Source organism: Trinickia caryophylli, assembly GCF_034424545.1.
GTDB lineage: Bacteria > Pseudomonadota > Gammaproteobacteria > Burkholderiales > Burkholderiaceae > Trinickia > Trinickia caryophylli.
On record NZ_CP139970.1, the window covers coordinates 257,728 to 281,554 of the forward strand.

The 23,827-nt window shown below is 66.1% G+C and carries 21 protein-coding genes; 12 read left to right on the forward strand and 9 right to left on the reverse strand.

Annotated features, from left to right (window positions below; all coding sequences use genetic code 11):
* The first annotated feature begins 22 nt into the window (after positions 1-22).
* Positions 23-1,765: a VRR-NUC domain-containing protein gene (locus U0034_RS01135; RefSeq protein ID WP_085226330.1), complete on the forward strand. Its 1,743-nt coding sequence runs from the start codon at positions 23-25 to the stop codon at positions 1,763-1,765.
* Positions 1,762-4,014: an ATP-dependent DNA helicase gene (locus tag U0034_RS01140; protein WP_085226328.1), complete on the forward strand. Its 2,253-nt coding sequence runs from the start codon at positions 1,762-1,764 to the stop codon at positions 4,012-4,014. Before U0034_RS01135 ends, U0034_RS01140 begins: the two co-directional genes overlap by 4 nt.
* 42 nt (positions 4,015-4,056) lie before the next feature.
* On the opposite strand, the gene U0034_RS01145 is transcribed toward U0034_RS01140, so the two are convergent.
* Together U0034_RS01145 and U0034_RS01150 are read right to left on the reverse strand one after the other, a co-directional pair.
* Positions 4,057-5,184, reverse strand: a complete 1,128-nt coding sequence (locus tag U0034_RS01145; RefSeq protein WP_085226326.1) for a VIT1/CCC1 transporter family protein — start codon at positions 5,182-5,184, stop codon at positions 4,057-4,059.
* An 83-nt stretch (positions 5,185-5,267) separates the two neighbouring features.
* Positions 5,268-5,912, reverse strand: a complete 645-nt coding sequence (locus U0034_RS01150) for an RBBP9/YdeN family alpha/beta hydrolase (RefSeq protein ID WP_085226324.1) — start codon at positions 5,910-5,912, stop codon at positions 5,268-5,270.
* 484 nt (positions 5,913-6,396) lie between these two features.
* On the opposite strand from U0034_RS01150, the gene U0034_RS01155 reads away from it, so the two are divergent.
* Positions 6,397-7,617, forward strand: a complete 1,221-nt coding sequence (locus tag U0034_RS01155) for a sigma-70 family RNA polymerase sigma factor (protein WP_085226322.1) — start codon at positions 6,397-6,399, stop codon at positions 7,615-7,617.
* Positions 7,618-7,662: 45 nt separating this feature from the next.
* On the opposite strand, the gene U0034_RS01160 is transcribed toward U0034_RS01155, so the two are convergent.
* Both U0034_RS01160 and U0034_RS01165 read right to left on the reverse strand, forming a co-directional pair.
* Positions 7,663-9,291, reverse strand: a complete 1,629-nt coding sequence (locus U0034_RS01160) for a methyl-accepting chemotaxis protein (RefSeq protein ID WP_085226320.1) — start codon at positions 9,289-9,291, stop codon at positions 7,663-7,665.
* Between the two features lie 2 nt (positions 9,292-9,293).
* Entirely contained in the window at positions 9,294-11,873 is a 2,580-nt protein-coding gene (locus tag U0034_RS01165; RefSeq protein ID WP_085226317.1) for an EAL domain-containing protein, read from the reverse strand.
* A gap of 278 nt (positions 11,874-12,151) precedes the next feature.
* Between U0034_RS01165 and U0034_RS01170 the strand changes: the two genes are divergently transcribed.
* Positions 12,152-12,475: an HPF/RaiA family ribosome-associated protein gene (locus U0034_RS01170; RefSeq protein ID WP_085226315.1), complete on the forward strand. Its 324-nt coding sequence runs from the start codon at positions 12,152-12,154 to the stop codon at positions 12,473-12,475.
* Between the two features lie 144 nt (positions 12,476-12,619).
* On the forward strand, positions 12,620-13,645 hold the full coding sequence (gene adhP, locus U0034_RS01175; protein WP_085226311.1) for an alcohol dehydrogenase AdhP: 1,026 nt from the start codon (positions 12,620-12,622) through the stop codon (positions 13,643-13,645).
* A 26-nt stretch (positions 13,646-13,671) separates the two neighbouring features.
* Here adhP and U0034_RS01180 read toward each other — a convergent pair whose 3' ends face one another.
* Together U0034_RS01180 and U0034_RS01185 are read right to left on the reverse strand one after the other, a co-directional pair.
* Positions 13,672-14,097: an amino acid-binding protein gene (locus U0034_RS01180; RefSeq protein WP_199187087.1), complete on the reverse strand. Its 426-nt coding sequence runs from the start codon at positions 14,095-14,097 to the stop codon at positions 13,672-13,674.
* A gap of 97 nt (positions 14,098-14,194) precedes the next feature.
* Positions 14,195-15,394 (reverse strand): NnrS family protein, encoded by a 1,200-nt coding sequence (locus U0034_RS01185; RefSeq protein WP_085226506.1) that lies wholly within the window; start codon positions 15,392-15,394, stop codon positions 14,195-14,197.
* A 349-nt stretch (positions 15,395-15,743) separates the two neighbouring features.
* Between U0034_RS01185 and U0034_RS01190 the strand changes: the two genes are divergently transcribed.
* The 3 genes from U0034_RS01190 to hpnD all read left to right on the forward strand — a co-directional run bounded on the left by U0034_RS01190 (position 15,744) and on the right by hpnD (position 18,228).
* Positions 15,744-15,944 carry a hypothetical protein gene (locus tag U0034_RS01190; RefSeq protein ID WP_085226308.1) on the forward strand — a complete coding sequence of 67 codons (201 nt, stop codon included), beginning with the start codon at positions 15,744-15,746 and terminating at the stop codon, positions 15,942-15,944.
* Positions 15,945-16,444: 500 nt separating this feature from the next.
* Complete coding sequence (locus U0034_RS01195; RefSeq protein ID WP_085226305.1) at positions 16,445-17,275, forward strand: alpha/beta hydrolase; 831 nt, start codon at positions 16,445-16,447, stop codon at positions 17,273-17,275.
* A 92-nt stretch (positions 17,276-17,367) separates the two neighbouring features.
* Positions 17,368-18,228, forward strand: coding sequence for a presqualene diphosphate synthase HpnD (gene hpnD / locus U0034_RS01200; protein WP_085226302.1), 861 nt, complete (start codon positions 17,368-17,370; stop codon positions 18,226-18,228).
* Positions 18,229-18,260: 32 nt separating this feature from the next.
* Here the strand turns inward: hpnD and U0034_RS01205 are convergent, their stop codons facing one another.
* Positions 18,261-18,590, reverse strand: a complete 330-nt coding sequence (locus tag U0034_RS01205; RefSeq protein WP_233212013.1) for a hypothetical protein — start codon at positions 18,588-18,590, stop codon at positions 18,261-18,263.
* A gap of 235 nt (positions 18,591-18,825) precedes the next feature.
* On the opposite strand from U0034_RS01205, the gene ompR reads away from it, so the two are divergent.
* The 4 genes from ompR (at position 18,826) to U0034_RS01225 (ending at position 22,306) form a co-directional block, all read left to right on the forward strand.
* Positions 18,826-19,560, forward strand: coding sequence for an osmolarity response regulator transcription factor OmpR (gene ompR, locus U0034_RS01210; protein WP_386092040.1), 735 nt, complete (start codon positions 18,826-18,828; stop codon positions 19,558-19,560).
* A gap of 49 nt (positions 19,561-19,609) precedes the next feature.
* The gene (locus U0034_RS01215) at positions 19,610-20,959 is read left to right on the forward strand and encodes an ATP-binding protein (RefSeq protein ID WP_085226296.1); all 1,350 of its coding nucleotides are present in this window, start codon (positions 19,610-19,612) and stop codon (positions 20,957-20,959) included.
* Between the two features lie 197 nt (positions 20,960-21,156).
* Positions 21,157-21,705: a peroxiredoxin gene (locus U0034_RS01220; protein WP_085226293.1), complete on the forward strand. Its 549-nt coding sequence runs from the start codon at positions 21,157-21,159 to the stop codon at positions 21,703-21,705.
* 73 nt (positions 21,706-21,778) lie between these two features.
* Positions 21,779-22,306: a carboxymuconolactone decarboxylase family protein gene (locus tag U0034_RS01225; RefSeq protein ID WP_085226290.1), complete on the forward strand. Its 528-nt coding sequence runs from the start codon at positions 21,779-21,781 to the stop codon at positions 22,304-22,306.
* 69 nt (positions 22,307-22,375) lie between these two features.
* Here the strand turns inward: U0034_RS01225 and ispF are convergent, their stop codons facing one another.
* Positions 22,376-22,861, reverse strand: coding sequence for a 2-C-methyl-D-erythritol 2,4-cyclodiphosphate synthase (ispF, locus tag U0034_RS01230; protein ID WP_085226287.1), 486 nt, complete (start codon positions 22,859-22,861; stop codon positions 22,376-22,378).
* Between the two features lie 78 nt (positions 22,862-22,939).
* The gene (gene ispD, locus U0034_RS01235) at positions 22,940-23,650 is read right to left on the reverse strand and encodes a 2-C-methyl-D-erythritol 4-phosphate cytidylyltransferase (RefSeq protein WP_085226502.1); all 711 of its coding nucleotides are present in this window, start codon (positions 23,648-23,650) and stop codon (positions 22,940-22,942) included.
* Positions 23,651-23,827 lie beyond the last annotated feature (177 nt).

A 23,827-nucleotide genomic window follows, 5' to 3' on the forward strand; every position in this document is an offset into this window, starting at 1 on the left:
CAGATATACAGGTTCTTCTCCCGTGCAGCCCGATGCCCGTTCCTTCTACTATCTGCTGAATTTCGAGCGCGCGCTCGCATGGCTCTCGGCGCGCTACGCGGATCTGCTGGCCGCCGAGGAGCGGGATTTCATCGCCGGATTCGCCGCGCTGCCGCTGCCCTCGCGCGCGTTGCTCGTGCGCATGCTGATGCGCAAGGGCAACCTCTTTCGCGCAAGCCGGCTCGTCTATCCCGAGATCGGCAGCAGCCTGGACGCCGCCGCGCCGCTCGTCGGCCTCGGCTGGCTCGAGCGCGACCCCACCGTCGACGCAGACGAACTGGGCGCGTTGCTCACCCGCACGGAACTGCTCTCGCTGGTGGGCAACGCCCAGGCACAGCGAACCAGCCGCAAGACGGCGCTCGTTGATGCGGTGCGCGCCGCCTTTCCCGAAGCGGCGCAGCCGTACAGCGCCTGGGGCGCGCCCGATATCGCGCTGAGCGTCACGATCGCCGCGCTCTGCGAACGGCTGCGGCTGCTCTTTTTCGGCAATCTGCATCAAACGTGGTCCGAGTTCGTGCTGGCGGATCTGGGCGTCTATCAGTACGAGGCCGTTTCGTTCGAGCCGTCTGCGCGCGCGTTCCAGCAACGCGCCGACGTCGACGCTTACCTCGCGCTCGCGGCGTGCCGCGACGCCCTCGAACTGCTGGCCGCGCAGGATCCGCATCGCGAGCCCGAAGCCGCAGCGGCGCTCTTCGTGGAGGTGATGTCGATCGAGATCGCCGGCGACTGGCTCGAGATGCGCCGCGCGAAGCTGCTGTACCGGCTCGGCTATCGCGCCGAACAAATCGGAGCGTGGAGTCTCGCGCTCGACGCCTATGCAGCCAGCCGGTGGCCCGATGCGCGGTATCGGCGCGCCCGGGTGCTCGAGCGTCGCGGCTGCTTCAGCGAAGCGTTCGACATGGCGAGCCGCGCTGCGTGTGCGCCCGAGAGCGAAGCGGAACAGCAGCGGCTTGCGCGCATGCTCCCGCGGCTGAGGCGCCGACTGGGCCTGCCGGTGCAGCGCCCGGCCGCCGCGCCGCGCATCGAACGAAGTACGCTCGTGCTCGATCGGCCCGAGGACGCGGCATCGGTCGAAGAGGTCGTGCGCAATCACCTGCATGTGCCCGACGCCCCCACTTTCTACGTCGAAAACGCGCTCATCAATTCCCTCTTTGGCCTGCTTTGCTGGGAAGCCGTCTTCGCGCCGCTGCCGGGCGCCTTTTTTCACCCGTTTCAGCGCGGCCCCGCCGACTTGCACGCGCCCGATTTCCGCACACGCCGCGCCGAGCGCTTCGCGCAGTGCTTCTCGCAGTTGGAGAGCGGTGCCTATCGCACAACGATCACACGGCACATGCAAACGAAAGCGGGTATCCAGTCCCCGTTCGTGTTTTGGGGCGTGCTTACACCGGAATTGGTTTCGCTTGCGCTCGACTGCCTGCCGGCCGAGCATCTGAAGCACTGCTTCGCCCGCCTCTCCGACGATATCCGTGCCAACCGTTCGGGCCTGCCCGATCTGATCCGCTTCTGGCCGGCCGAAAAGCGCTACGAGCTGATCGAAGTAAAAGGCCCCGGTGATCGTCTGCAGGACAATCAAATCCGTTGGCTCGCCTATTGCGCACGCGTGGGCATACCCGTGAGCGTGGTCGACGTACGTTGGCGCGAAGCAGCCGCGGCCGCTGAAGCCGCTGAAGCCGCCGAAGCCGCCACTGCAATCGAGCCGGCGCCAGCGGGCGGAGCCGCGGCATGAGCTATGTCGTCGCCGTGCGAACGCTTTGCGAGTTCACGGCCAAATGCGGCGATCTCGACCTGCGCTTCACGCCTGCCCCGACCGCGCTCGAGGGCATGGCCGGACACGCCAAGGCGGCGGCGAGACGAGGCAGCGAGTACGAGGCCGAGATCGCGTTGTCGGGCGAATACGGCGTGCTGACCGTCCGGGGCCGGGCCGATGGGTACGACGCGCGCGAGAACCGGCTCGACGAAGTGAAGACCTACCGCGGCGAGCTCGACGCGATGCCGGCAAACCACCGGGCGCTGCACTGGGCTCAGGCGCGCATCTACGGGCACTTGCTCTGCCACATGCGCGGCCTTGTCTCGATTTCGATCGCCCTCGTCTACTTCGATATCGCCAGCGAACGCGAAACCGTGCTCAGCGAAGCGTGGGAGGCAACGGCGCTCGAAGCGTTTTTCAAGCAGCAGTGCGAACGGTTCGTCGAATGGGCCGAACAAGAGGATGCGCACCGGCACGCACGCGACGCGGCGCTGCGCGCCCTCGCATTCCCGTTTCCCCGGTTCCGCAGCGGCCAGCGCGAGTTGGCCGTCTCCGTCTACCGCACCGCTCGCGATGCGGGCGTACTCATGGCGCAGGCACCGACGGGCATCGGCAAGACACTTGCGACCCTCTTTCCGGCGCTCAAAGCCTGCGGCGAGGGGCACATCGAGCGCATCTTCTTCCTGACGGCGAAAACGTCCGGTCGAGCGCTCGCGCTCGACGCCGTCGACGCGCTTCATGCAAGCACCCCCGCGTTGCCACTGCGCACACTCGAGCTCGTCGCGCGCGACAAGGCCTGCGTACATCCGGACAAGGCCTGCCACGGCGAATCATGTCCGCTCGCTCGCGGTTTTTACGACCGTCTTGCGGCCGCGCGGCGCGACGCGCTCGGCGAGGCACGCCTCGATCGGGCGACGCTTGCCCGCGTGGCGCAGGCTCACGACGTCTGCCCCTACTATCTCGGGCAGGAACTCGCGCGCTGGTGCGACATCGTGGTCGGCGACTACAACTACTACTACGATGGCAGTGCGCTGCTCTACGCCCTGACGCGACTCAACCAATGGCGCGTGGCAGTACTCGTCGACGAGGCCCACAACCTGCTCGAGCGGGGCCGCAGGATGTATACGGCCGCGCTCGAGCAAACTGCCTTGCGTGCGGCGACGAAATCGGCGCCACCGCCCCTGAAAAAGCCCCTGCAACGCGTCGCACGCGCGTGGCGAGCGGCCGTTCGGGAGCAAGCGGCACGCTACGCCGTGCTCGAGGCCGTTCCGCCGCGGTTGGTCGACGCCGCGCAGCGGTTCGCGAGCGCCGTGAGCGATCACCTCGCTCAGCAGCCTGGGGCGATCGAAGCGACACTGCTGGACTTCTTCTTCGATGTGCTGCGGTTCGTCTCGCTCGCCGAACAGTTCGGCGATCACTCGATCGTCGACAGCATCGTCGATGCGCGCGGTGGCAACCGCCATGCGACGCTCAGCATCCGCAACGTGATTCCAGGCGCCTTTCTCGCCACGCGGCACGCTGCCGCGCAGGCGACAGTCCTGTTCTCGGGCACGTTGAGCCCCGCGCCGTTTTACCGCGACACGCTCGGCCTGCCGGACACCACGTGCACCCTCGACGTCGAGGGCCCGTTCAGGCCCGAGCAGCTCAGCGTGCGCGTGGCGGCCCATGTTTCCACGCGCTGGCGCGACCGCGACAAGTCGCTCGCACCGATCGCGGATCTGGTCGCGCAACAGTACGCCGGGCGCCCCGGCAACTATCTGGCGTTTCTGAGCAGCTTCGACTATCTCGAGCGCGTGGCCGCGCTAATCCGCGAGCGGCATCCGGCGCTGCCGCTGTGGACGCAGGCACCGCGCATGGACGAAGCGCAACGCGACGCGTTTATCGCCCGATTTCGCGAAGGCGGGCGCGGCGTAGGCCTCGCCGTACTCGGCGGCGCCTTCTCCGAAGGGGTCGATCTCGTCGGCGAGCGCTTGATCGGTGCGTTCATCGCCACGCTCGGGATGCCGCAGGTCAACGAGATCAACGAACAGATGCGCCGCGCGATGGACGCCCGCTTCGGCAACGGCTACGACTACACCTACCTGTTCCCGGGACTGCAGAAAGTCGTGCAGGCGGCGGGACGCGTCGTGCGAACCGAAAGCGACACCGGTGTGCTGCATCTGATCGACGACCGCTACCTGCGCGCCGACGTACGCCGTCTCTTGCCGCGCTGGTGGGCGTTTGCTTGATACGCGTCCGGCACGCCCGCATTGCACCGCCGTGCCCGAACGTCAGGAGACCGAGACGCCGAGCAGTCTTCCCACGCCGAATGTGAACGCGGCGGCGACGAGCCCGATCGCAACCTGACGCAGCGCGGAGAACGCCGCACCGCGCCCGTTGAACAGCGACGTGAACACGCCGATAGCCGCAAGCGCTGCCGCGCTGAACGCCGTGCACTGCGCAATGGCATTGACGCCGTGCGCCCAGACGAAGGGCAGCGCAGGAAAGATTGCGCCGACGGAAAAAAGCCCGAACGAAACAGCCGCGGCGGACCAGGGGTTGCCGCCGAGTTCGGCCGGGTCGAGGCCCAGTTCCTCGCGCGTAAGCGTATCGAGGGCCTTGTCCTTGTCGCGCATGAGTTGCGAAGCGACGCGGTGCGCACTCGCACGGTCGAGGCCTTTCGCGCGGTAGATCAAATAGAGTTCCCGTTGCTCCGATGCGGGGGCCATCGTCAGTTCGTCCGCTTCCTTGGCGATCTGCGTGCGCGCAAGTTCGCGCGCGTTCGTCACGGACAGCCATTCGCCGAGCGCCATCGACGACGCACCCGCTATCAGCCCGGCAAAGCCCGTGAGCAGGATGGACGGGTTCGCCGCGCCGGCCCCGGCCACGCCCATGATCAGGCAGAAGTTCGAGACGAGACCGTCGTTGGCGCCGAGCACCGCCGCGCGCAGGTCGTTGCCCGACGACACGCCCCGGTGCCACGATTCCGCTGCCGCGATGCGCGCACCCTGCGTCATGCCCGGCGACTCGGTATGCGCGAGCTCCTGCACGATGCCGGCGTGATAGCGTTCTTCGGCGGAAAGGCCCCCTGCGTCGGGCTGGCCCGCATACTTGTTGCGATCGGCATACTCGGCGGCGGCGAGCGCGGGCAGCACGAAACGCGGGCCGAACAGGCGCACGAGCCCTTGCATGAGAACGGTCTTGATCGCTGGGCCAGGATGGGGCCGCGCGGCACCACACGCTTCGAGCTTGCTCGCCCACACGCGTGCATGCTCGCGTTCCGACTTCGCCAGTTCCCGGAAAACGTCCTTGCGCACGGAATCGCGCTCGACACGAGCGAGCGTGTCGTAGAGCGCCGCACTGTGCAGTTCGTCCGTCAGGTTAGCCCGATACCGCTTGATTTCCTGCTTCGAAGCCATCTCGCCGCCTTTGCGCGTGCCGCCACGACGTCGATGGTATATCGAATCGGCTGCGGACCGGCGGCCACGCCGCCGCCGGCGAATCAACGGCTGAGCGTCTCCGTCGCCAGCATAGGTTCGGGCTGGACGGTCGCGCCACCCGACGAGCTTCGGCACTCGTGTCCGCGAGCAAGATGACGCGGTGCCGCCCAGTGTGCGAGCGTGTCGACGAGATACTTCGCGCGTGGCCACGGCCCGAAGCCCGATGCCGGGTTGACGTGTCCCGCCTCGCCCAGATTGAGGAAAGCGGCCCCCCACGATTCCGCGAGGGCGCGCGCCCCGGCCGCCGGCAACCAGGGATCCGTTTCGCTGCCGACGACGATGGAGGCAATGGGCAACCGTTCGCGCCACAGCGCGAGCCCGACGCCGAAACGCACCGGGCTCGCGGGTGCCACCAAGAGCGCGCCCGCCACATTGCGCAGGCCATGCCCGAGCGCATGAGCGGCAACGAGGCAGCCGAAGCTGTGCGCAGCAATCACGAACGGCCCGCGCTCATGCTCGAGCCGCCGTTCGAGGGCCTCGCGCCAGCGCTCGAGATCGGGCTCGTCCCACATCGCCTGTTCGATGCGAATCGAATACGCGAACTGACGTTCCAGCCATGTCTGCCAGTGCGCCGGCCCGCTGCCGTGCAGTCCGGGAACCGTGACCAGCCTGGGTGGCCAATCGCATCTGTTTGCACGGATCGACATTTCGTTCTCCTAACCTTGCCGGAAAGCACTGCGTCATCGCGTCGTCTGACTCGAAGGCGACGCCGCACGTGCGGCCGTGCGGCGTTTTCGACGATTCTGAGCCGCGCGGAACGTGGCGCAAACGAATTTATCGCGCTATCGATCGCATGAAATGTTCTTTTGGGCGGCGCGGCACGAAGAGAATCATGCGTGCCAGTCGAGATACAGGCGCAGCCGCGCCACGCCGGCGTCGATGCGGGCACCGTCGCAGGCATGACACCAGCATGAGTGCATTCACGCCCGCACTCGTCACGGCCACGTGATCGACTTCTGTCCGGCCGTACTCCTCGGACGGACGGGGCATGGCTTACCGTCCTTCCGGGGCCGCTGCCCGCTTGATTTGGCTGCGGCCGCCCTCAAATGGGCGGACATAGGGCTGGCGCAACGGACGGGCGTCCGACTGCCGCGCCCGCCAACACGTGACCGCGGTAAAACCGCTGACGAAATGAATTCGACCGAGCGCGCATCGCGCGCGAACCTTGACACGCAAGCCATCGGCCCGTTGCTCGCGCTCGCCGGCCGGCAAGGCTACCTCTTGCGCGACGACATCGTCGACGCGCTGCCGCCCGACGTCTGCTCGCCGGAAACACTGGACGCGATGCTGGCGACGCTCACACAAGCCGGTATCGAGGTGCTCGACGAGCGGCCGGACAGAGAAGCGTCGGCACACACGTCGCAGTCCCTCGTCGAGCGCGAGGCGCTAGAGGAAGCGGGCGTGGCGCTCGCGGAAATTGCCGGCAGCGGCGGCGCCTCGCTCGATACGCTCGCAGTCTTCACGCGCCGCATGCAAGCGGTGCCGCTGCTCACGCATCAGGAGGAGATCGCGCTCGCGCAGGAAATCGAGGCGGGACGTGCTGCCTTGAACCGTCTTGCCGCCCCCCCGCAAGGGACGGAAGCAGCCTTGGCGTCCGATGCGCGGCATGCCGAGCGGCGTATCGAGCGGGCAACATCGAAGATGGTGGAGGCGAACCTGCGGCTCGTGCTATCGATCGCCAAGCGGTATCAAAACCGCGGGCTCGATCTGGCGGACCTCGTGCAGGAAGGAACGATCGGGCTCATGCGCGCCGTAGAGAAATTCGAGTACCGGCGAGGCTTCAAGTTCTCGACCTACGCCACCTGGTGGATTCGTCAAGCCGTGGCGCGCGCCGTGGCGGACCGCGGCCGAACCATCCGCATTCCGGTTCACGTGAACGACGAACTGGCACGCGTGCGGCGTACGCGCGAGCGGATGCGGCGGGCGGCGGGGCACCGGCCCGCGCTCGACGAACTCGCCGCCGAATGCGGCTTGTCGCAGCAGCGGGTCCGCGCGTTGCTGGATTTGCCGAGCGAGCCCGCGTCGCTCAATGCACCGTTGCCCGACGGCGAAGCCGAGTTCGGCGATCTCATCGAGGATCCGGCCGGCCCCTCGCCGCTCGACACGGTCGTCGAGCGACGCATGCGCGAGTGCATGGCGGCGCTTTTGGCGAACGCCGCCCCGGCGGATGCCGATGTGCTGCGGCGGCGTTTCGGCCTTAGTGATCAGGCGCCGCGCACGTACGAGCAGATCTCGCACGACACGGGATTTTCACGCGAGCATGTCCGCCGCATCGAACGGCGCGCACTGAAAGCGCTGCGCGAATCGGCCGACGCACTCGCCGCGCACAGCTTTCTCGACGTGGACGCCTGAGCGCTCGCGGTTTCGACGCCGCGCGGCGCGTCCGCCGCGGGCAAACTACGCGGCGAGGTGCCGCGCGGGCGCCGCCGGCACGGCACCCGCTTCGCCGTCGTGAAGATGAAACACGCTGACGGCCGAGTCGAGCGACTCGGTCTGCTGCCGCAGGCCGACCGACGCGGCGGCCGATTGCTCGACGAGCGCCGCGTTGCGCTGGGTAAGCTCAGCCACCTGGCTCACGGCCTCGTTGATCTGCGCGATCTGTGCGCTCTGATTGCGGCTGGCTGTCGCGATCTCACGCAAGGTTTCGGTGAGCCGCGTAATGAACTGCTCGACCGTGCCCATCGTCTCGCCCGCCCGGCTAGCCGCCTGCGCGGCCGTGCCGACGGTATCGAGAGAACTGTCGACCAGCCCCTTGATTTCCTTGGCCGCCTGAGCGGCGCGCTGCGCGAGGCTGCGCACCTCGGTCGCCACGACGGAGAAGCCGCGCCCGTACTGCCCGGCCCGCGCCGCCTCCACCGAGGCGTTCAGCGCGATGATGTTGGTCTGGAACGCGATGCCGTCGATGAGCGACGTGATTTCGGCGATCCTGTGCGCATGATCGCGCACCTGCGCCATCACATCGACCGTGCGTTGGACTTCGCGCGCGGCCGCCTCCGCCGATTCGGCGGTTTCGTGCCCCGTCGCATTGGCGCGCTCGGCACCCGCCGCGTTGCGCTGCGCGGTTTCGGTGATTTCGGCCAGGCTCGCCGTGGTCTGCTCGATGGCGCTTGCCTGCTCGTCGGTGCGATTGGCCAGATCGGCCGTACCGTTTGCAAACTCCTGCGCCGCATTCTGAATCACGTCGATCGACAGCTTCGCGTCGATGAGGATGCCGACGAGCTTCGCGTTCATCTGATTGAGCATTCGCCCGAGCTTGCGAACCTGGGCATCGCCGCGTTCGGCGAACCGCTCCTCGATATGTCCGCACAGCACGCCGAGCGCTGTCGCGTTGAGCGCCTTCAACGGCGCGAGGACTTCGCGTGTGAGATAGATGCCGGCCGCGAGCGCGGACAATGCGCCAAGCACGCCGAAGAGCCACACCTGTGCATCGCGTGCGAGGCCGGGAATGAGCGTGTAGCGCATCCCGAGCGCCTGCGCCGCAAACATCGCGATCAGAAAAACCATGACGGCCCACAAACGCAAATCGACGGGCAGCCGCAGCACGCGCTCGACGGCGGCCCCGGCGCCGGTACGCAACACTTCGCCGCCGGCGAGCCGCACGGCCGAGCCACGCGGGCCGTTCAGCACGGCGTAGAGCGCGTCGGCTTCGGCGATCAGTTCCGGCGCAGGACGGGTGCACACGGACATGTAGCCGACCTTGACGCCGTCCTCGAACACGGGTGTGACGTTCGCCACGACGCGATAGAACTGCCCGTTCTTGCGGCGGTTCTTCAGGACGCCGGTCCAGGGTTGATCGCACGCGATCGTCTCCCACAGATCGCGGAATATCTCCCGCGGCGTATCCGGATGGCGCACGAGGCTTTGCGGCCGCCCGATTGCCTCTTCGCGCGTGTAGCCGCTCGTTCTCAGGAAAGTTTCGTTGGCGTAGACGATACGCCCTTGGACATCGGTGCGCGTAATGACGACATCGTGCTCGGAGAGCACGAGTTCTTCGTCCGCGCGCGTCGGGAGGATCTGCTCTTGCATTCTCAGGTCGGCTCGGTAGCGGTGTTCACATGACGGACATTGTCGTAACCGGCACCTTCCCTGTCCGTGAAAAGAGGTGCCTTGTTGCGTGAGAGCGTCCGGGCAGCACCGGGGCGCGCGAGCCAGTAGCCCTGCGCGCGATCGCAGCCGATCTCGCGCAAGAACCTCAGTTGCGCGGGCTGCTCGACACCCTGCGCGACGACAGGCAGACCCAGCGTTTTCGCCATGGCGACCATCGCCTTGACGATCGCTGCCTGCTTGCCTTCTATATCGATTCTGCCGAGAAACGAACGGTCGATCTTCAACGTGTCTACCGGCAGCGCGTGCAGATACTCGAATGCCGAATAGCCGGTACCGAAGTCGTCCACGGCGAGGCTCACGCCGCGCCGCGAGAGGTCGTTAAGAACGGCTTTCGTTTGCTCGCGCCCGGTCATCGTGGCGGTCTGCACGAGTTCGAGCTGCAGGCGTGCGGGCGGCAGCCCGGCTTCGGCGAGCACGTCGGCAAGCAGGTGCAAAAAACCCTCGTCGCGGCATTGCACGCCGGACAGGTTCACCGCGATGCGGCCGAAGTCGAAGCCCTCGTCGAGCCAGGTCCGTGCCTGACGGCAAGCTTCGTTGAGCACCCAGGCTCCGATGGGGACGATCAGGCCGCACTCCTCGGCCAGCGGAACGAATTGCGCGGGCAACAGCATGCCGCGCTGCGGATGGTTCCAGCGGATCAGCGCTTCCACGCCGACGATCGCACCGCTCGCCAGATCGTACTGCGGCTGATAGTGCAGGCAGAACTGTCCGGCGGCGAGCGCGTCATGCAAAGCCGCTTCGAGCGTCATGCGCTCGAGCGCTGCCGCATGCATCTGCCCGCTGAAGAATCGGAAGCCATTCTTGCCCGCGTCCTTCGCGTCGTACATGGCACGGTCCGCTTGCATCAGCAGTTGTCGCGTCGTGCCCCCGTCATCCGGAAAAAGGCTGATGCCGATACTGGGCGTGACGAACACGTTCGTCCCCGCCGCGCGAATCGGCTGACCGACGGCAGACAGCACCGTCTGCGCGATCTGGCCGGCATCGCGCACGCTATCGATATCCTCCACGACGATCGTGAATTCGTCGCCTCCGAGCCGCGCCACGGTGTCGGTCGCACGCACCGCGCGCTTCAGACGCTGCGCGACGACCTTCAGCGTTTCGTCGCCCACGGCATGCCCCAGCGTATCGTTGATGAGCTTGAACCGGTCCAGGTCCACGAACATGACGGCCACGCGCCGTAGCGAGCGGCGCGCACGCGCGAGTGCCTGTTCGAGCCGCTCGTTGAAAAGCGTGCGGTTGGGCAGGTCGGTCAGCACATCGTGCGTGGCGAGATAGCTGAGCCGTTCTTCGGCAACCCTGCGCTTCGTGATGTCGGAGAAGATGGCGGCAAAATGCGAAGGCTGCCCCTGCGCATCGCTGATCGAGGACACCGAGAGATGCGCGAGAAACAGTTCGCCGTCCTTGCGGCGATTCCATATCTCGCCCTGCCAATAGCCGCACTCCGCGAGCGCCGCCCAGAAAGCGCGATGAAATGCCGCCGATTCCCGGCCCGACGACAACAGACGCGCGTCCCGGCCAACGACTTCCGCCTGCTCGTAGCCCGTCAGCTCGACGAAGGCCGGGTTCACGCGCTCGATCGTCCCGTCGAGGCCCGTGATCATCACGCCGTCGCGCGTCGATTCGAACACGCGGTCCGCAAGCCTCAGGTGTCGCTGCGACGCGAGGAGCGCCCCGTCGCGCTCGCGCAGCGCGGCCTGCAGTTCGTGGATGAACTCCGATTCGACGTTGTTGAGGATGTCGGAAAGGCTCAGCAGCCCCACGAGCGCTCCCTTGTCGTCGAGCACACCGACATGCCGCATCTGGTGCTCGATCAGAAACTGCCGCGCCGTATAGAGCGTCTGCGATTGCCGCAACGAACGCAACATGCGCGTCGCATACGGCGCGATTGCGCCGGCAGCGTCACCCTGCGCATCGCCCGCGGCGAGCACGCGCACGACGTCGCGTTCGGTGAGAATGCCGTAGTCGTCGGTGCCGTAGCGAACGACGACCGCGCTCGCCCGGCACTCGCGCATCCGGTGCGCAACCGCGGCGAGCGGCGTCATCGCATCGACGACGAGCGGCGCCGGTGGACACGCCGATTCGATCGAGCGCATTTGCAGGTAGAACTCGGTTCCCTGGCTCATGACGAGATCGGTCTCGCTCAGCACGCCGAGCGGCTGCCCCGCGTCACCGACAACAAGGCCATGGCGGATTCCCTTGTCGCGAAACGCGCTCGCCGCGTCGCACAAGCGCGTGCGCGCGGCGAGCGAGAGCACCGGGCGGCTCATCACGGCGTCGATCCGCTGGGCACCGAGCGCGGGATATTCGGCGAGCGCCAGCGCGTCGCGCTCGGTCCAGATGCCGACCGCAACCGCGTCGTGCATGACGATGATCGAACTGCAGGAGGCGGCGGCCATTCTTCGAGCCGCGTCGACCACCGCCGTATGCGCTTCGCACGTCAGAATCCGCTCCGATACCAGTTCCCCGATTTCGATATCCAACGTGTTACGGCTGTTCGGCATAGGTCGGCGTGAGCGAGGCTCACAGCTACTTTTCTGATCTCCGTAACATATCGGACAACCCCGTATGCGGGTCTTGATCCATGTCAAGGGAAGCATTGCCGCAGCGCGCGGGCGCGCATTGGCGCCGGGCATCGTCTTGCCGGCCCGGGCACGAGCGTTCGCCGCTCCAGGGCTTGCCTGCTTGATCCGCGTCAAGCCGCCTCGCAGCCGACGCAAGACAATGAAGACTCAGTCTCACACCCCGATTCGGGCATCTTCTCTTTCGACAGGTATAGCGAATGAAACTCCCGCTGGAGATCTCCTTTCAAGGCATGGCGCACTCCGAAGCGCTCGAAGCATCGGTGCAACGTCATGCGGCCAAGCTCGAACGTTTTTGCGCCGACATCGTCCGCTGCCGCGTGAGCCTCGTGCTCGACGAAAAGCACAAGCAGCAAGGCAAGCCGTTTACGGTCGCCATCGATGTGACCGTGCCCGGGCAGGAACTCGTCGCGAATCGCAACGCGCATGAAGACCTTTACGTCGCGCTCGGCGACGCGTTCAAGGACATGACGCGCATGCTCGAAGACGCCGCGAGCAAGCGGCGCGATCTGCGGCGCGCCTGACGCGAACGCCCGCATCCTGTCGAGGCACGCATCTCGAGCGCCGTCGCGGGACGCGTCCCACGCCCTTGATCTGCCTCAATGCGGCACCGCACGCACTGCGGATACTGGCAAGGTTTGCAACCGCACTCGGATAAGGAGTATCTGATGGCAAAGTTCATGAAAGCCGCAGTCGTGCACGCCTTCGGCGAGCCGCTTCGTATCGAGGAAGTCCCCGTACCGACGCCGGGACCGGGCCAGATCCTCGTCAACATCAAGGCATCGGGCGTATGCCACACCGACCTCCACGCCGCCGACGGCGACTGGCCGGTAAAGCCAACGCTGCCGTTCATCCCCGGCCATGAAGGTGTCGGCATCGTTGCCGCCGTCGGCGCGGGCGTAAACCACGTGAAGGAAGGCGACCGCGTCGGGGTACCCTGGCTCTATACGGCCTGCGGACACTGCGAATACTGCCAGACGGGCTGGGAAACGCTCTGCCACGATCAGCAGAACACTGGCTATTCGGTCAATGGCAGCTACGCCGAATATGTCGTCGCCGATCCGAACTACATCGGCCACCTGCCTGACAATGTGGAATTCGACGAAATCGCGCCGATCCTGTGCGCCGGCGTCACGGTCTACAAGGGCATCCGCATGACCGATACGCGCCCCGGCCAGTGGATCGCCATTTCCGGCGTCGGCGGGCTCGGACACGTTGCCGTCCAGTATGCCGTGGCCATGGGCCTGCACGTGGCCGCGATCGACGTCTCGCCCGAAAAGCTCGCGCTCGCGCGCAAACTCGGTGCGCAGCTCGCCATCGACGCATCGAAGACCGATCCGGCAGCCGTGATTCAGAAGGAAATCGGCGGCGCACACGGCGTGCTCGTCACGGCCGTATCGCGCAGCGCCTTCGCGCAGGCACTCGGCATGGTCCGCCGCGGCGGTACCGTTTCGCTCAACGGCCTGCCCCCGGGTGACTTCCCGCTGCCGATCTTCTCGACGGTGCTCAACGGCATCACAGTGCGCGGCTCGATCGTCGGCACGCGCCGCGATCTGCAGGAGTCGCTCGACTTCGCCGCAGAGGGCAAGGTGCGCGCGCACATCCACCGCGACAAGCTCGAAAACATCAACGAGATCTTTGCTGCATTGAAGGCCGGCAAGGTCGACGGCCGGATCGTGCTGACTGGCCACTGAGCCGGACTCCGCGACGGCGCGCTCGTTCAGCGCGCCGTCGGCCGCTCCTCCCGCTTTTCCCGTTCCCGCTCCTCCCGCTCCCTCTCCCAAGCCTGCGAAACAGCCCGCCCCCTGGCGTGATCGTCGACCACGAGCACCAGCCGGTGGTCATGGTCGCTGTACATCACTTCGAGGTTCACGCCGGCATCGGCCATGCGTCGCGCGATCGCGCCGAGCTGGCCGGGAAGCGCCTGATCGAGACGTTGGACGAGCACGTCGCGCACCGCCCGCACGACAATGCCGGCGTCCTCGAGCACGCGCCTCGCAGCCTCGCCGTGCTCGAACAGAAAGTGCGCGACGGCACGGCCGTCGACGGCCCAAACGCCGCCGCCTTCCACGCTGAGTCCAGCGGCGCCCAGTACTTCGCCCATGCGGGCCAGCGCGCCCGGTTCGTGATCGAGTTCGATCGACAAGTCTTGCATCGTCTGCTCCGGTTCGGATTGGAGCTGCAAGACTAGCGGCGAAAGGCCGCGCGATGCTTCACGCTGCCGCGAACTGTCGATGCACGACTCAGCCCGGTTTGCCGTCGATACGCGGCGACATCAGGAACGGTCCGTACCTGAAGAGATAGACGACGAGCGCCGCGCACCACGCAGCGCCGGCGGCATCGATCCAAAGCGCGGTTGCCGCCGGCACTGCAAGCGGTCCGACGACGCGCAGCAGCGCGGCCGCGATCATGAGCCAGTAGCTCGTCACCTCGACGCGCCCCGCAACGAGCATGCGCCCGGTGTGGCCAAGTGCCGTACGCGTGATCATCGCAATGATCGCGCCCCCCATCGCGCCGACAGTCAACGCGTGGATCGCGAGCGAATGCGCCACGAAACCCAGCGACGAACATGCCAGCATGGCGAATCCGACCGGAATCCAGAAGCACGCCGCATGCAGTATCCAGAGGATCGGCCTGGCACCGACGCGCCACGAGCGCCACCCCGCCATTCGCACGAGATGAACGAGCGCGGCCGCAAGCGCGCAGACGAACACGATCGGTGCGGGTGCGCCTGCCGCATCGAGCACGAGTGCCAGGAGCGGCACCGGATACGCGAGCGCATCGATCCACTTCCAGCGGCGCACGGTGAAGCCGGGAATCGCGTTCATCGTGAACATGGGCACGACGCGGCCCGTGATCACGGCGATGAACATGACGATGAGGCCCGTTGCCGCATAGGCGGAGCGCAGCGCGAGATCGAAGCGCCCCTCCCAGGCCCACCAGTGATAGAGCACGTTCAGGATGCCGAGCAAGCCGAGCGCAATCGGCAGGAACACGTTATGGCGGTTTTTCGCCGAAATGAGCACGCGCGCGAGCACGAACGCCATCAGCGGCAAAAACGCGCAGTCGACGATCGCCGCGAGCCATGCCGGCCCCGTGAAGACGAAGAGCCGCCCGGCCGCCCAGACGAGCCAAAGCCAGCCGAGCGAAGCGCCGTGCGGCGTTTCGCGCGAGGTCCAGGCGCGCACGGCCGTGAGCAGAAACCCCACGACGATCGCGGCAACGAACCCGAAGATCATCTCGTGCACGTGCCAGATCACGCCGTTCATCGTAGCCGTGCGTCCCGCGACGGGGTAGCCGTGCAAGCCGAAGAGCCAAAGCGCCACGGCAATCGCGCCGAATGCGGCGCCCCCGAGGTAAAACGGCCTGAAACCGAGCCGCAATACCGGCAGCCCCCGCACCTGATTCGGCGCGACGCGCGGCGCGGGTTCGTTGATCTTCATCATCTTCTCTTTCCTGTCATGAAACTGCGTCATGCTGACGATCTTAGTGCTGCGTGCACTCCCGGCCCAAGATTCCCTGCCGACAGCGATGGCATGCGCATCCACATTCCTCATGTCGTGATATAAACACGAACAGCGGCGGGAGGTCTGAGCAGGATCAAGGTTTCGAGACATGCGGCAAAATGCGCCGCGTTGGTGCACGTGAAGCATCTATCCTTGAAACACTCCCTAGCGAATCAGGTGGCGGCGCATCGCGGCGGCTCGCGTACTGCTTTTCGCATCGTGCAGTTCGCGCATCGAGTCATGTGCCGGTCGTCACCCCATTCGCATCCGATTGCAGGAGATCACCATGCTCAGCCCGCACGAATTCGCCACGTTGCTACTCGTCGATAGCGACCTGGATCCCACCGATCTCAATCGCGAGGATCTGGCCGCGCTCGTCGAGCGACAACTTGTCGCGCTCGAGCGCCCGGCGTCGGGGCACGCGCAACCCAAGCTCACCGCCGACGGCCAACTCCTTCTCAAAGCCGTCGCGACGACACGGCACTGAAATGCGCCGAGGGCCCTCGCGGCGCCCCGGCCTCTCCGGTCACCTATTTGGGCACCTGTCGCCGCTCGTGACGCGAACCGGTTCCGATGGAATGCTCCGCGGCATGCATCCCTTGCCCTGGCCATAGCAGGCCGCCAATCGTCCTCGCCCACTGCCTCGCCAGAGCGCTATTAGTTTCGCGCCGTTAGTTTCGTGCCGTTATATGGAGCCGAGCGCGGCACACACGGCAGGCCCGTCGCGCGCACGAGAGAACAATCTGTCTATCCGTATCCGCTCGACCCAACCGCCGGTGCCACATTGAGCGAGTACTTGCACGGCAAGCCGCGCGTACGCGATCATCTGGCAGGTTACGGTCGCGCGCGTAACCGATGATCACGCCCGGGCCCGACGATACGGCACCCGGCGCTGAACGGCCCTCCGACACGCTCGTCGCACAAACGGGCGAACGGGCTCGCGTCGTCGAGGTTCGGTTTCGCGCTCGACTTGCTCGAGGAGACGACATGAAGCCCTCGGTCCGCATCGCCTTGCTCTCGGTCGCGGGGGCGGCTGTGGCCGGCTATGGTTCGGCGCTCGCCACGCTGCTCTGGCTGCAAGGCCGCCTCATCTATCCGCTCGAGCGCATCCGCGACGTCCCGCCGAATCCGGCTGCCGACCGGCTCGAACGCGTGACCGTCACGACGCGCGACGGCCTCGCGCTGGCCGTTCGCTACCGGCCGCCGACCGCGCCCGACAAGCCGGCAGTCGTGCTCTTTCACGGCAATGGCGAAGATCTTTCGCAGCGCGCGCACATCGCCCACGACCTGATCGCGGGCGGCTACGGCGTATTGCTCGCCGAATACCGCGGCTATGGCGGCAATCCCGGCAAGCCGCACGAAGCCGGCTTGTACGCCGACGGGCGCGCGGCGCTCGAATTCGTACTGCAACGCACGCCGCGCGTCGTCGTGCACGGCTACTCGCTGGGCTCGGGCATCGCCGTGCAACTGGCCACCGAGTTTCCGATCGACGCTTTGATCCTCGAGGCGCCGTTCACTTCGATGGTCGATGTCGCCTGCGCACGCTATCCTTACATGCCGGTACGCTGGCTGCTGCGCGACCGCTACGACAACCGCGCGAAGATCGGCGCGGTCAGCGCGCCCGTGCTCATATACGGCGGCGATACCGATGGCGTCATTCCTCCGCGCCACTTCGCCCAGCTCTTCGCCGCAGTACGCTCGCCGCGGCGGCTCGTGATCGTCGAGGGCGCCGATCACGTCGATGTCTGGACGCGGGGCGGCCGCGCGCACGTACTGGCTTTTCTCGACGGGCTCGGCGGGCGGCTCGCGTCCGGATGAACCCCTTGCCGGACGCCGCGGGAGCGCCGCATCGCCAGCGGATGAGGTAGTATCCGCACTCCATCGTTTGCGTCGCTTCAGGCTTTTCCGACGTGTCACAAGAATCGAACCCCACCTCCGATAACTTCGACGAGTACTGCGCGCAAAAAGCGGCGCCGCCTGGCTCGAGCGTCTATTACGCGCTGCGTCAGGCACCGCTCGCCCGTCAGCCGCTGTTGACGGCGCTTTTCGCGCTGCGGCGAGAACTCGAGCAGACTGCCAAGGAAACGAGCGACCCCGCCATCGGCAGGACGAAGCTCGCCTGGTGGCAGCAGGAGCTTGCCGCACTGGCGCAAGGGCGTCCGTCACACCCGGTTTCGATCGCACTGGCCACGCATCGCCCGGACATCGGCGACGAAGCCGAGACGCTGCAAGCGCTCGTGGCCGGCTATGAGATGGATCTCAATCAGGCGCGCTATCTGGACTTCGCCAACCTGCGCGGCTATATCGACAAGGTGGGCGGCGCCTTCGCCAGCGCGGTCGCGCGTGCCACCGCTCGCGACCCTTCTGCTGCGGCTTCATGGGCGCGCCCGATCGGCAACGCGCTGATGCTGGCGGAGCTCGTGCAGGAACTCGGCAACGATGCGCGGCATGGCCGCGTCTATGTGCCGATCGACGAGTTGCAGCGGTTCCAGGTGACCGCGGCGGAGTTGATCAATCGCCGCTACAGCCCCGCATTCACCGAACTGATGCGATTCCAGACGGAGCGCGCGAGAGACGCGATACGCGCCGGGCTCGAAGGCATCCCGGCTGCCGAGCGCCGAACGCAGCGAACGCTGCGCGCGCAATCGGCGATGGCGATCTCGTTGCTCGACGAGATCGAGCGCGACGGCTATCAGGTGCTGCACCAGCGCATCGCGCTCACGCCGATCCGCAAGCTCTGGATTGCCTGGCGCGCGGCTCGCGCGCGCTAGTAAGTGGCTGAAGAACCGATGAAGCGCCGCGTTCAGCGCTTGTAGATTTCGCGCACGGCGTCTTCGATGTGCTGACGCAGCAGCCGCCGCTCCTCGGGTGTCAGGTGCCCGTCGCGCTGCTGGCTGTCGAAGTCCAGCAGCGTGTTGGTGCGTACGATCGGGGCAGAGGCGGCGCTTGCGCCGTGCTGACGCTGCGCGGCGGCGTTGCGCCGGGCGGGAACGGACGGGTGCGGCTCGGGCGCGCCGCGCCGTTGCGGCGTTTGCGCTTCGACATCGAGCGACCCGACGGTGCCAACGAGCGCGCCGGCGATCGCGATCGCGAAGACCTGCGCCCGCATGCGCGGCCACGCTACCACCGTCATCTTGTTCCCTTCGTCATGCGGCAAACGGCTACCTCGAATTACGTGTGCTGGCGCCCGTCAGAACGCGGAGCGCATAAAAAGTGTTTATCTGTCGAAGTATCCACCGAAGAGGCGCCATCCGTGAAGCAGTTTATGTGCGCCCTGTTTACGGCACCCCTCCGAGCGGGGTAAATTTTGTAACGGACTGTTACTCCATAATTCGGACTTTCCCGTCCCTCTTTGCAATCGCGCTAAGATGCCGCCCATGGAAACGAAAAACCCCTCGAAGATTCTCGTCGTCGACGACGACCCGCGCTTGCGCGACCTGCTGCGCCGCTACCTGGGCGAGCAGGGCTTCAACGTCTACGTGGCGGAAAACGCCCCCGCGATGAACAAGCTCTGGGTACGCGAGCGGTTCGACCTTCTCGTGCTCGACCTGATGCTGCCCGGCGAAGACGGCCTTTCGATCTGCCGGCGCCTGCGCGGCAGCAACGACCGCACGCCGATCATCATGCTCACGGCCAAGGGCGAGGACGTCGATCGTATCGTCGGCCTGGAGATGGGTGCGGACGACTACCTGCCCAAGCCGTTCAACCCGCGCGAGCTTGTCGCGCGGATTCACGCCGTATTGCGGCGGCAGGCGCCGTCCGAGCTGCCCGGCGCGCCCTCGGAAACCACCGAAGTGTTCGAGTTCGGCGACTTTGCGCTCAACCTCGCCACGCGTACGCTGACGAAGGCGGGCCAGGAAATTCCGCTCACTACCGGCGAGTTCTCGGTGCTCAAGGTGTTCGCGCGCCATCCGCGCCAGCCGCTGTCGCGCGAAAAACTGATGGAGCTCGCGCGTGGGCGCGAATACGAAGTGTTCGATCGCAGCCTCGACGTGCAGATATCCCGCCTGCGCAAACTGATCGAAGTCGATCCGAGCAGCCCACGCTTCATCCAGACCGTCTGGGGTCTCGGCTACGTCTTCATCCCCGACGGCTCGGCGTGACGCGCGCCGTGCCCAATTTGCCGTCTCGCCCTTGCTTCCAGTAGGCCCCATGCGGATCGACCGGCGTTTTCTCGCCAACGTCTTCGGGGGCCTTTTCTGGCGCACGTTCCTGCTGATCGCCCTGCTCATCGCGGTGAGCCTGGCTGCATGGTTTCAGAGCTTTCGGGTGATCGAGCGCGAACCGCGCGCCCAGCGCGTCGCCCTGCAACTCGTGGCGATCGTCAAGCTCACGCGTACGGCGCTGCTCTATTCCGATCCCGACTTGCGCAGGGCGTTGCTGCAAGACCTCGAAAGCAATGAAGGGGTGCGCGTCTACCCGCGCGAAACCACTGACAAATTCACGCTGCAGCCCGACGAATCGTTGAACCGGCTCATCGAGCACGACATCCGCGGCCGGCTCGGAGACGACACGATCATCGCTCAGTCGGTCAACGACATCGCCGGCGTGTGGATCAGCTTCAAGATCGACGATGACGATTACTGGGTCGCGCTCGATCGGGAGCAACTCGACAGTGTGACGGGGCTGCAATGGGCCGGCTGGGGTGTCTTCGCGCTCGCGCTGTCGCTCTTCGGCGCAGCCTTCATCACGAGCCTCGTCAACCGGCCCTTTGCACGGCTCGCGGCGGCTGCCCGCAAGGTGGGCTCGGGCCAGTCACCGGAGCCGTTGCCGGAGCGCGGCCTGGGCGTGGCGGCGGAAACCAACCGCAGCTTCAACCAGATGGTGCAGGACCTCGAACAGCTCGAGGCCGATCGTGCGCTGATGCTGGCCGGCATCTCGCACGACCTGCGCACCCCGCTGGCTCGCCTGCGCCTCGAAACCGAAATGAGCCCCTCCGACCAGACAACGAAGGATGCGATGATCGACGACATCGAACAGATGGACATGATCATCGGGCGCTTCCTCGATTACGCGCGGCCAGTGCAGCGAACGTCCGAATCCGTCGATCTGTCGCATATCGTCGCCGAGATGAGTGCGCGCATGGCCAGCGAGGACGGCGTGCGCATCATCACCCGGCTCGCGCCGTCGGCTGTCATCGAAGCCGATCCTACCGACGTGCGCCGCGTGGTCGGCAACTTGCTGGAAAACGCCAGGAAGTACGGGCATAGCGAGGCGGATGGCATTCCTCACATCATGCTCGAGACACGCGTGTCGCATTCGCGCGTCGAGTTGTCGGTCCTCGACGAAGGTCCCGGCATTCCGGAAGACCAGCTCGGGCTCGTCACGCGACCGTTTTACCGGGTCGACTCGGCGCGCAGCCAGGCGAACGGCACGGGCCTCGGCATGGCCATCGTGCAAAGGCTCGTCAGCCGCTACCGTGGCACGCTGCGGCTGCGCAACCGCACGCCAGGGCCGGGACTCGAGGTCACCATCGAGTTTCCGCTGGCGAAAAACGGCTAGGAACGGCCACGCGGGCGCCGCGGATGCGAGATCGGGCCTTGCGAATCGCAACGGCAAGGCGACCCGCCACGGTAGACAAAGCCTATTGATAACAAAATCCAATAGCAGTATAGTGTCGCCCCTGTAACGCGTTCGTTACAGCGACCGAGTAACTTTGAAGAGCGCAGTTTTTTCAACCCCTACACAGGAGTCACTGCATGAAAACCGTGGGCGATAAACTGGAAGCGTTCACCGTCACCGCCGCCAAGCCGGGCTTCAACAATCATGAAGAAAACGGCCAGTCGGCGTTTGAAGAAATCACCGAACAGTCGTTCCCGGGCAAGTGGAAAATCATCTATTTCTACCCGAAGGACTTCACGTTCGTGTGCCCGACCGAAATCGTCGAATTCGCGAAGCTGCAAAAGGACTTCGAAGAGCGCGACGCCGTTCTGCTCGGCGGCAGCTCGGACAACGAATTCGTCAAGCTCGCATGGCGCCGCGAACACAAGGACCTCGACAAACTGAACCACTACGGCTTCGGCGACGTGCGCGGCGAGCTCATCGATCAACTCGGCGTGCGTGACAAGGAAGCGGGCGTTGCCCTGCGCGCCACGTTCATCGTCGATCCCGACAACACGATCCAGCACGTATCGGTGAACAACCTCAACGTCGGCCGCAGCCCGCAGGAAATCCTGCGTATTCTCGACGGCCTCCAGACCGACGAGCTCTGCCCTTGCAACCGCGCTGTCGGCGGCGCCACGCTGTAAGCCGCTCAGGCACCGAGCCCGCTATGCTTGCAGCCGGCGGGCTTTTTTATCGAATCACCGATAGGAGTTATCAATGGAATTCTTGTCTGCGATTAAGGCGCGTATCCCCGATTACGCCAAGGACATCCGACTGAACCTCGACGGCACCATTGCACGCTCGTCGCTCGAGGGCAACGACGCGGTGGGGGTGGCACTGGCCGCCGCTTTCGCCGCCAGGTGCACCGTGATCGTGGATGCCATCAAGGCCGCGGGCGTGTTGTCGCCCGAAGAACTCAACGGCGCGCTGACCGCCGCGGCGCTGATGGGCATGAACACCGTCTGGTATCCGTACGTGGAGATGGCGGGCGACGCGGATCTGAAGACGCAGCGCGCCGAACTTCGCATGACGGCCTACGCCAGCCATGGCGGTGTCGACAAGCGCCGCTTCGAGATGTATGCCCTCGCCGCATCGATCATCGGCAAGTGCCACTTTTGCGTCAGCTCGCACTATGCGTTGCTGAAAAACGAGCAGGGCATGTCGGCGCAGCAGTTGCGCGACGTCGGGCGCATCGCGGCCGTCGTCAACGCGGCGGCGCAGGTCATCCAAATGGAAGCGAAATAAAAGGCACGGGCTGACGCGCGCGCGCCAGCCCGTGCCGCTTCGACGCGCAGCGCCCCCCTTTGCAGGCCGTTATGCCTCGACGTGCTCCAGCAACACGACCGCCTGCGCCTCGATGCCCTCGCCTCGCCCCAGGTAGCCGAGCTTCTCGTTGGTCTTCGCTTTGACGTTCACGCGCGAAGGCGCGAGCCCGAGATCCTCGGCGATGTTCGCGCGCATGGCTTCGATGTGCGGCGCGAGCTTGGGCGCCTGCGCGATCACGGTGCTGTCGACGTTGCGGATCGAAAAGCCCGCCTGCGCGAGTCTTGCCGCGCACTCGCGCAGCAGCACGCGGCTGTTGGCGCCGGCGAAGCGCGCGTCCGTATCTGGAAAATGACGACCGATGTCCCCAAGCCCCGCTGCGCCGAAGAGCGCATCGGTGATGGCATGCAAGAGCACGTCCGCATCCGAGTGGCCTAGCAGGCCGCGCTCGTAAGGTACCGTCACGCCGCCGATGATGAGCGGGCGCCCCGGCACCAACGCGTGTACGTCGTAGCCTTGTCCGATCCTGTAGTCCATCCGTGATCCCATTCTCAATTGTGTGAATTCGGTGCGGCCGGCGAGGTGCGGCCGGCGAGGTGCGGCCCGCTGGCCGCCTCAGGCGCTGGCGTCCCGCCGCAGGAACGCATCCGCCAGATCGAAATCCTCGGGATACGTCACCTTGAAATTGCGCAAGCTGCCCTGCACCAGCCGCGGCGCATGGCCGAGCCATTCGATCGCGCTGGCCTCGTCGGTGAGGTCGTGGCCATCGCGCTGCGCACGCTCGATCGCCTCGCGCAGCATGCCGATGCGAAACATCTGCGGCGTTTGCGCCTGCCACAGGCCGTTGCGCGACTCGGTGCGCGCGATCCGATCGCCGTTGTCGACATCGACCCGCTTGAGCGTATCGGCGACCGGCAGCGCCATGATGCCGCCCACCGCGTCGTCCTTGAGCGCGGCGACAAGCGTGCGAATCAGCCCGGGCGTGATGCCTGGGCGAGCCGCGTCGTGCACGAGAACCCAGTCGTCGGCCGCCGCGCCGAATTCGGCCAGCGCCGCAAGCCCGTTCATGACCGACGCCTGACGCGATGCGCCGCCGCAGCGCCGCACGGCGAAGCGCAGCCCCGCGAAGCGGCGCGCATCGAAATGCGTGTCGTCCGGCGCAAGCACGACAAGCGTCTGCGCGAACTCGTTGCAGGCGTCGAACGCAGCCAGCGTAAAATGCAGCAGCGGGCGGCCGGCGACGGTGCGGTACTGCTTCGGCATCGGCGCGCCCGAGCGGCTGCCGGTGCCGGCACAGGGAATCAGGGCAAAGAGGCGGGAAGTCACGAACGAATCGCGCGTCAAAATAAAGGACGGATTTTATAATAGGTTCTTTGCGCGCAGCGCCCCCGTTCCAGGGTGATGCCCGCGCATCGTCCACGGCGGCGTGTCGAAGCCGGTGTGTGCGCCGTCCGCGCGCATGTCGTGCCTGTTTCTTGCGCACCCGCCGTCTATTGCAAAGGC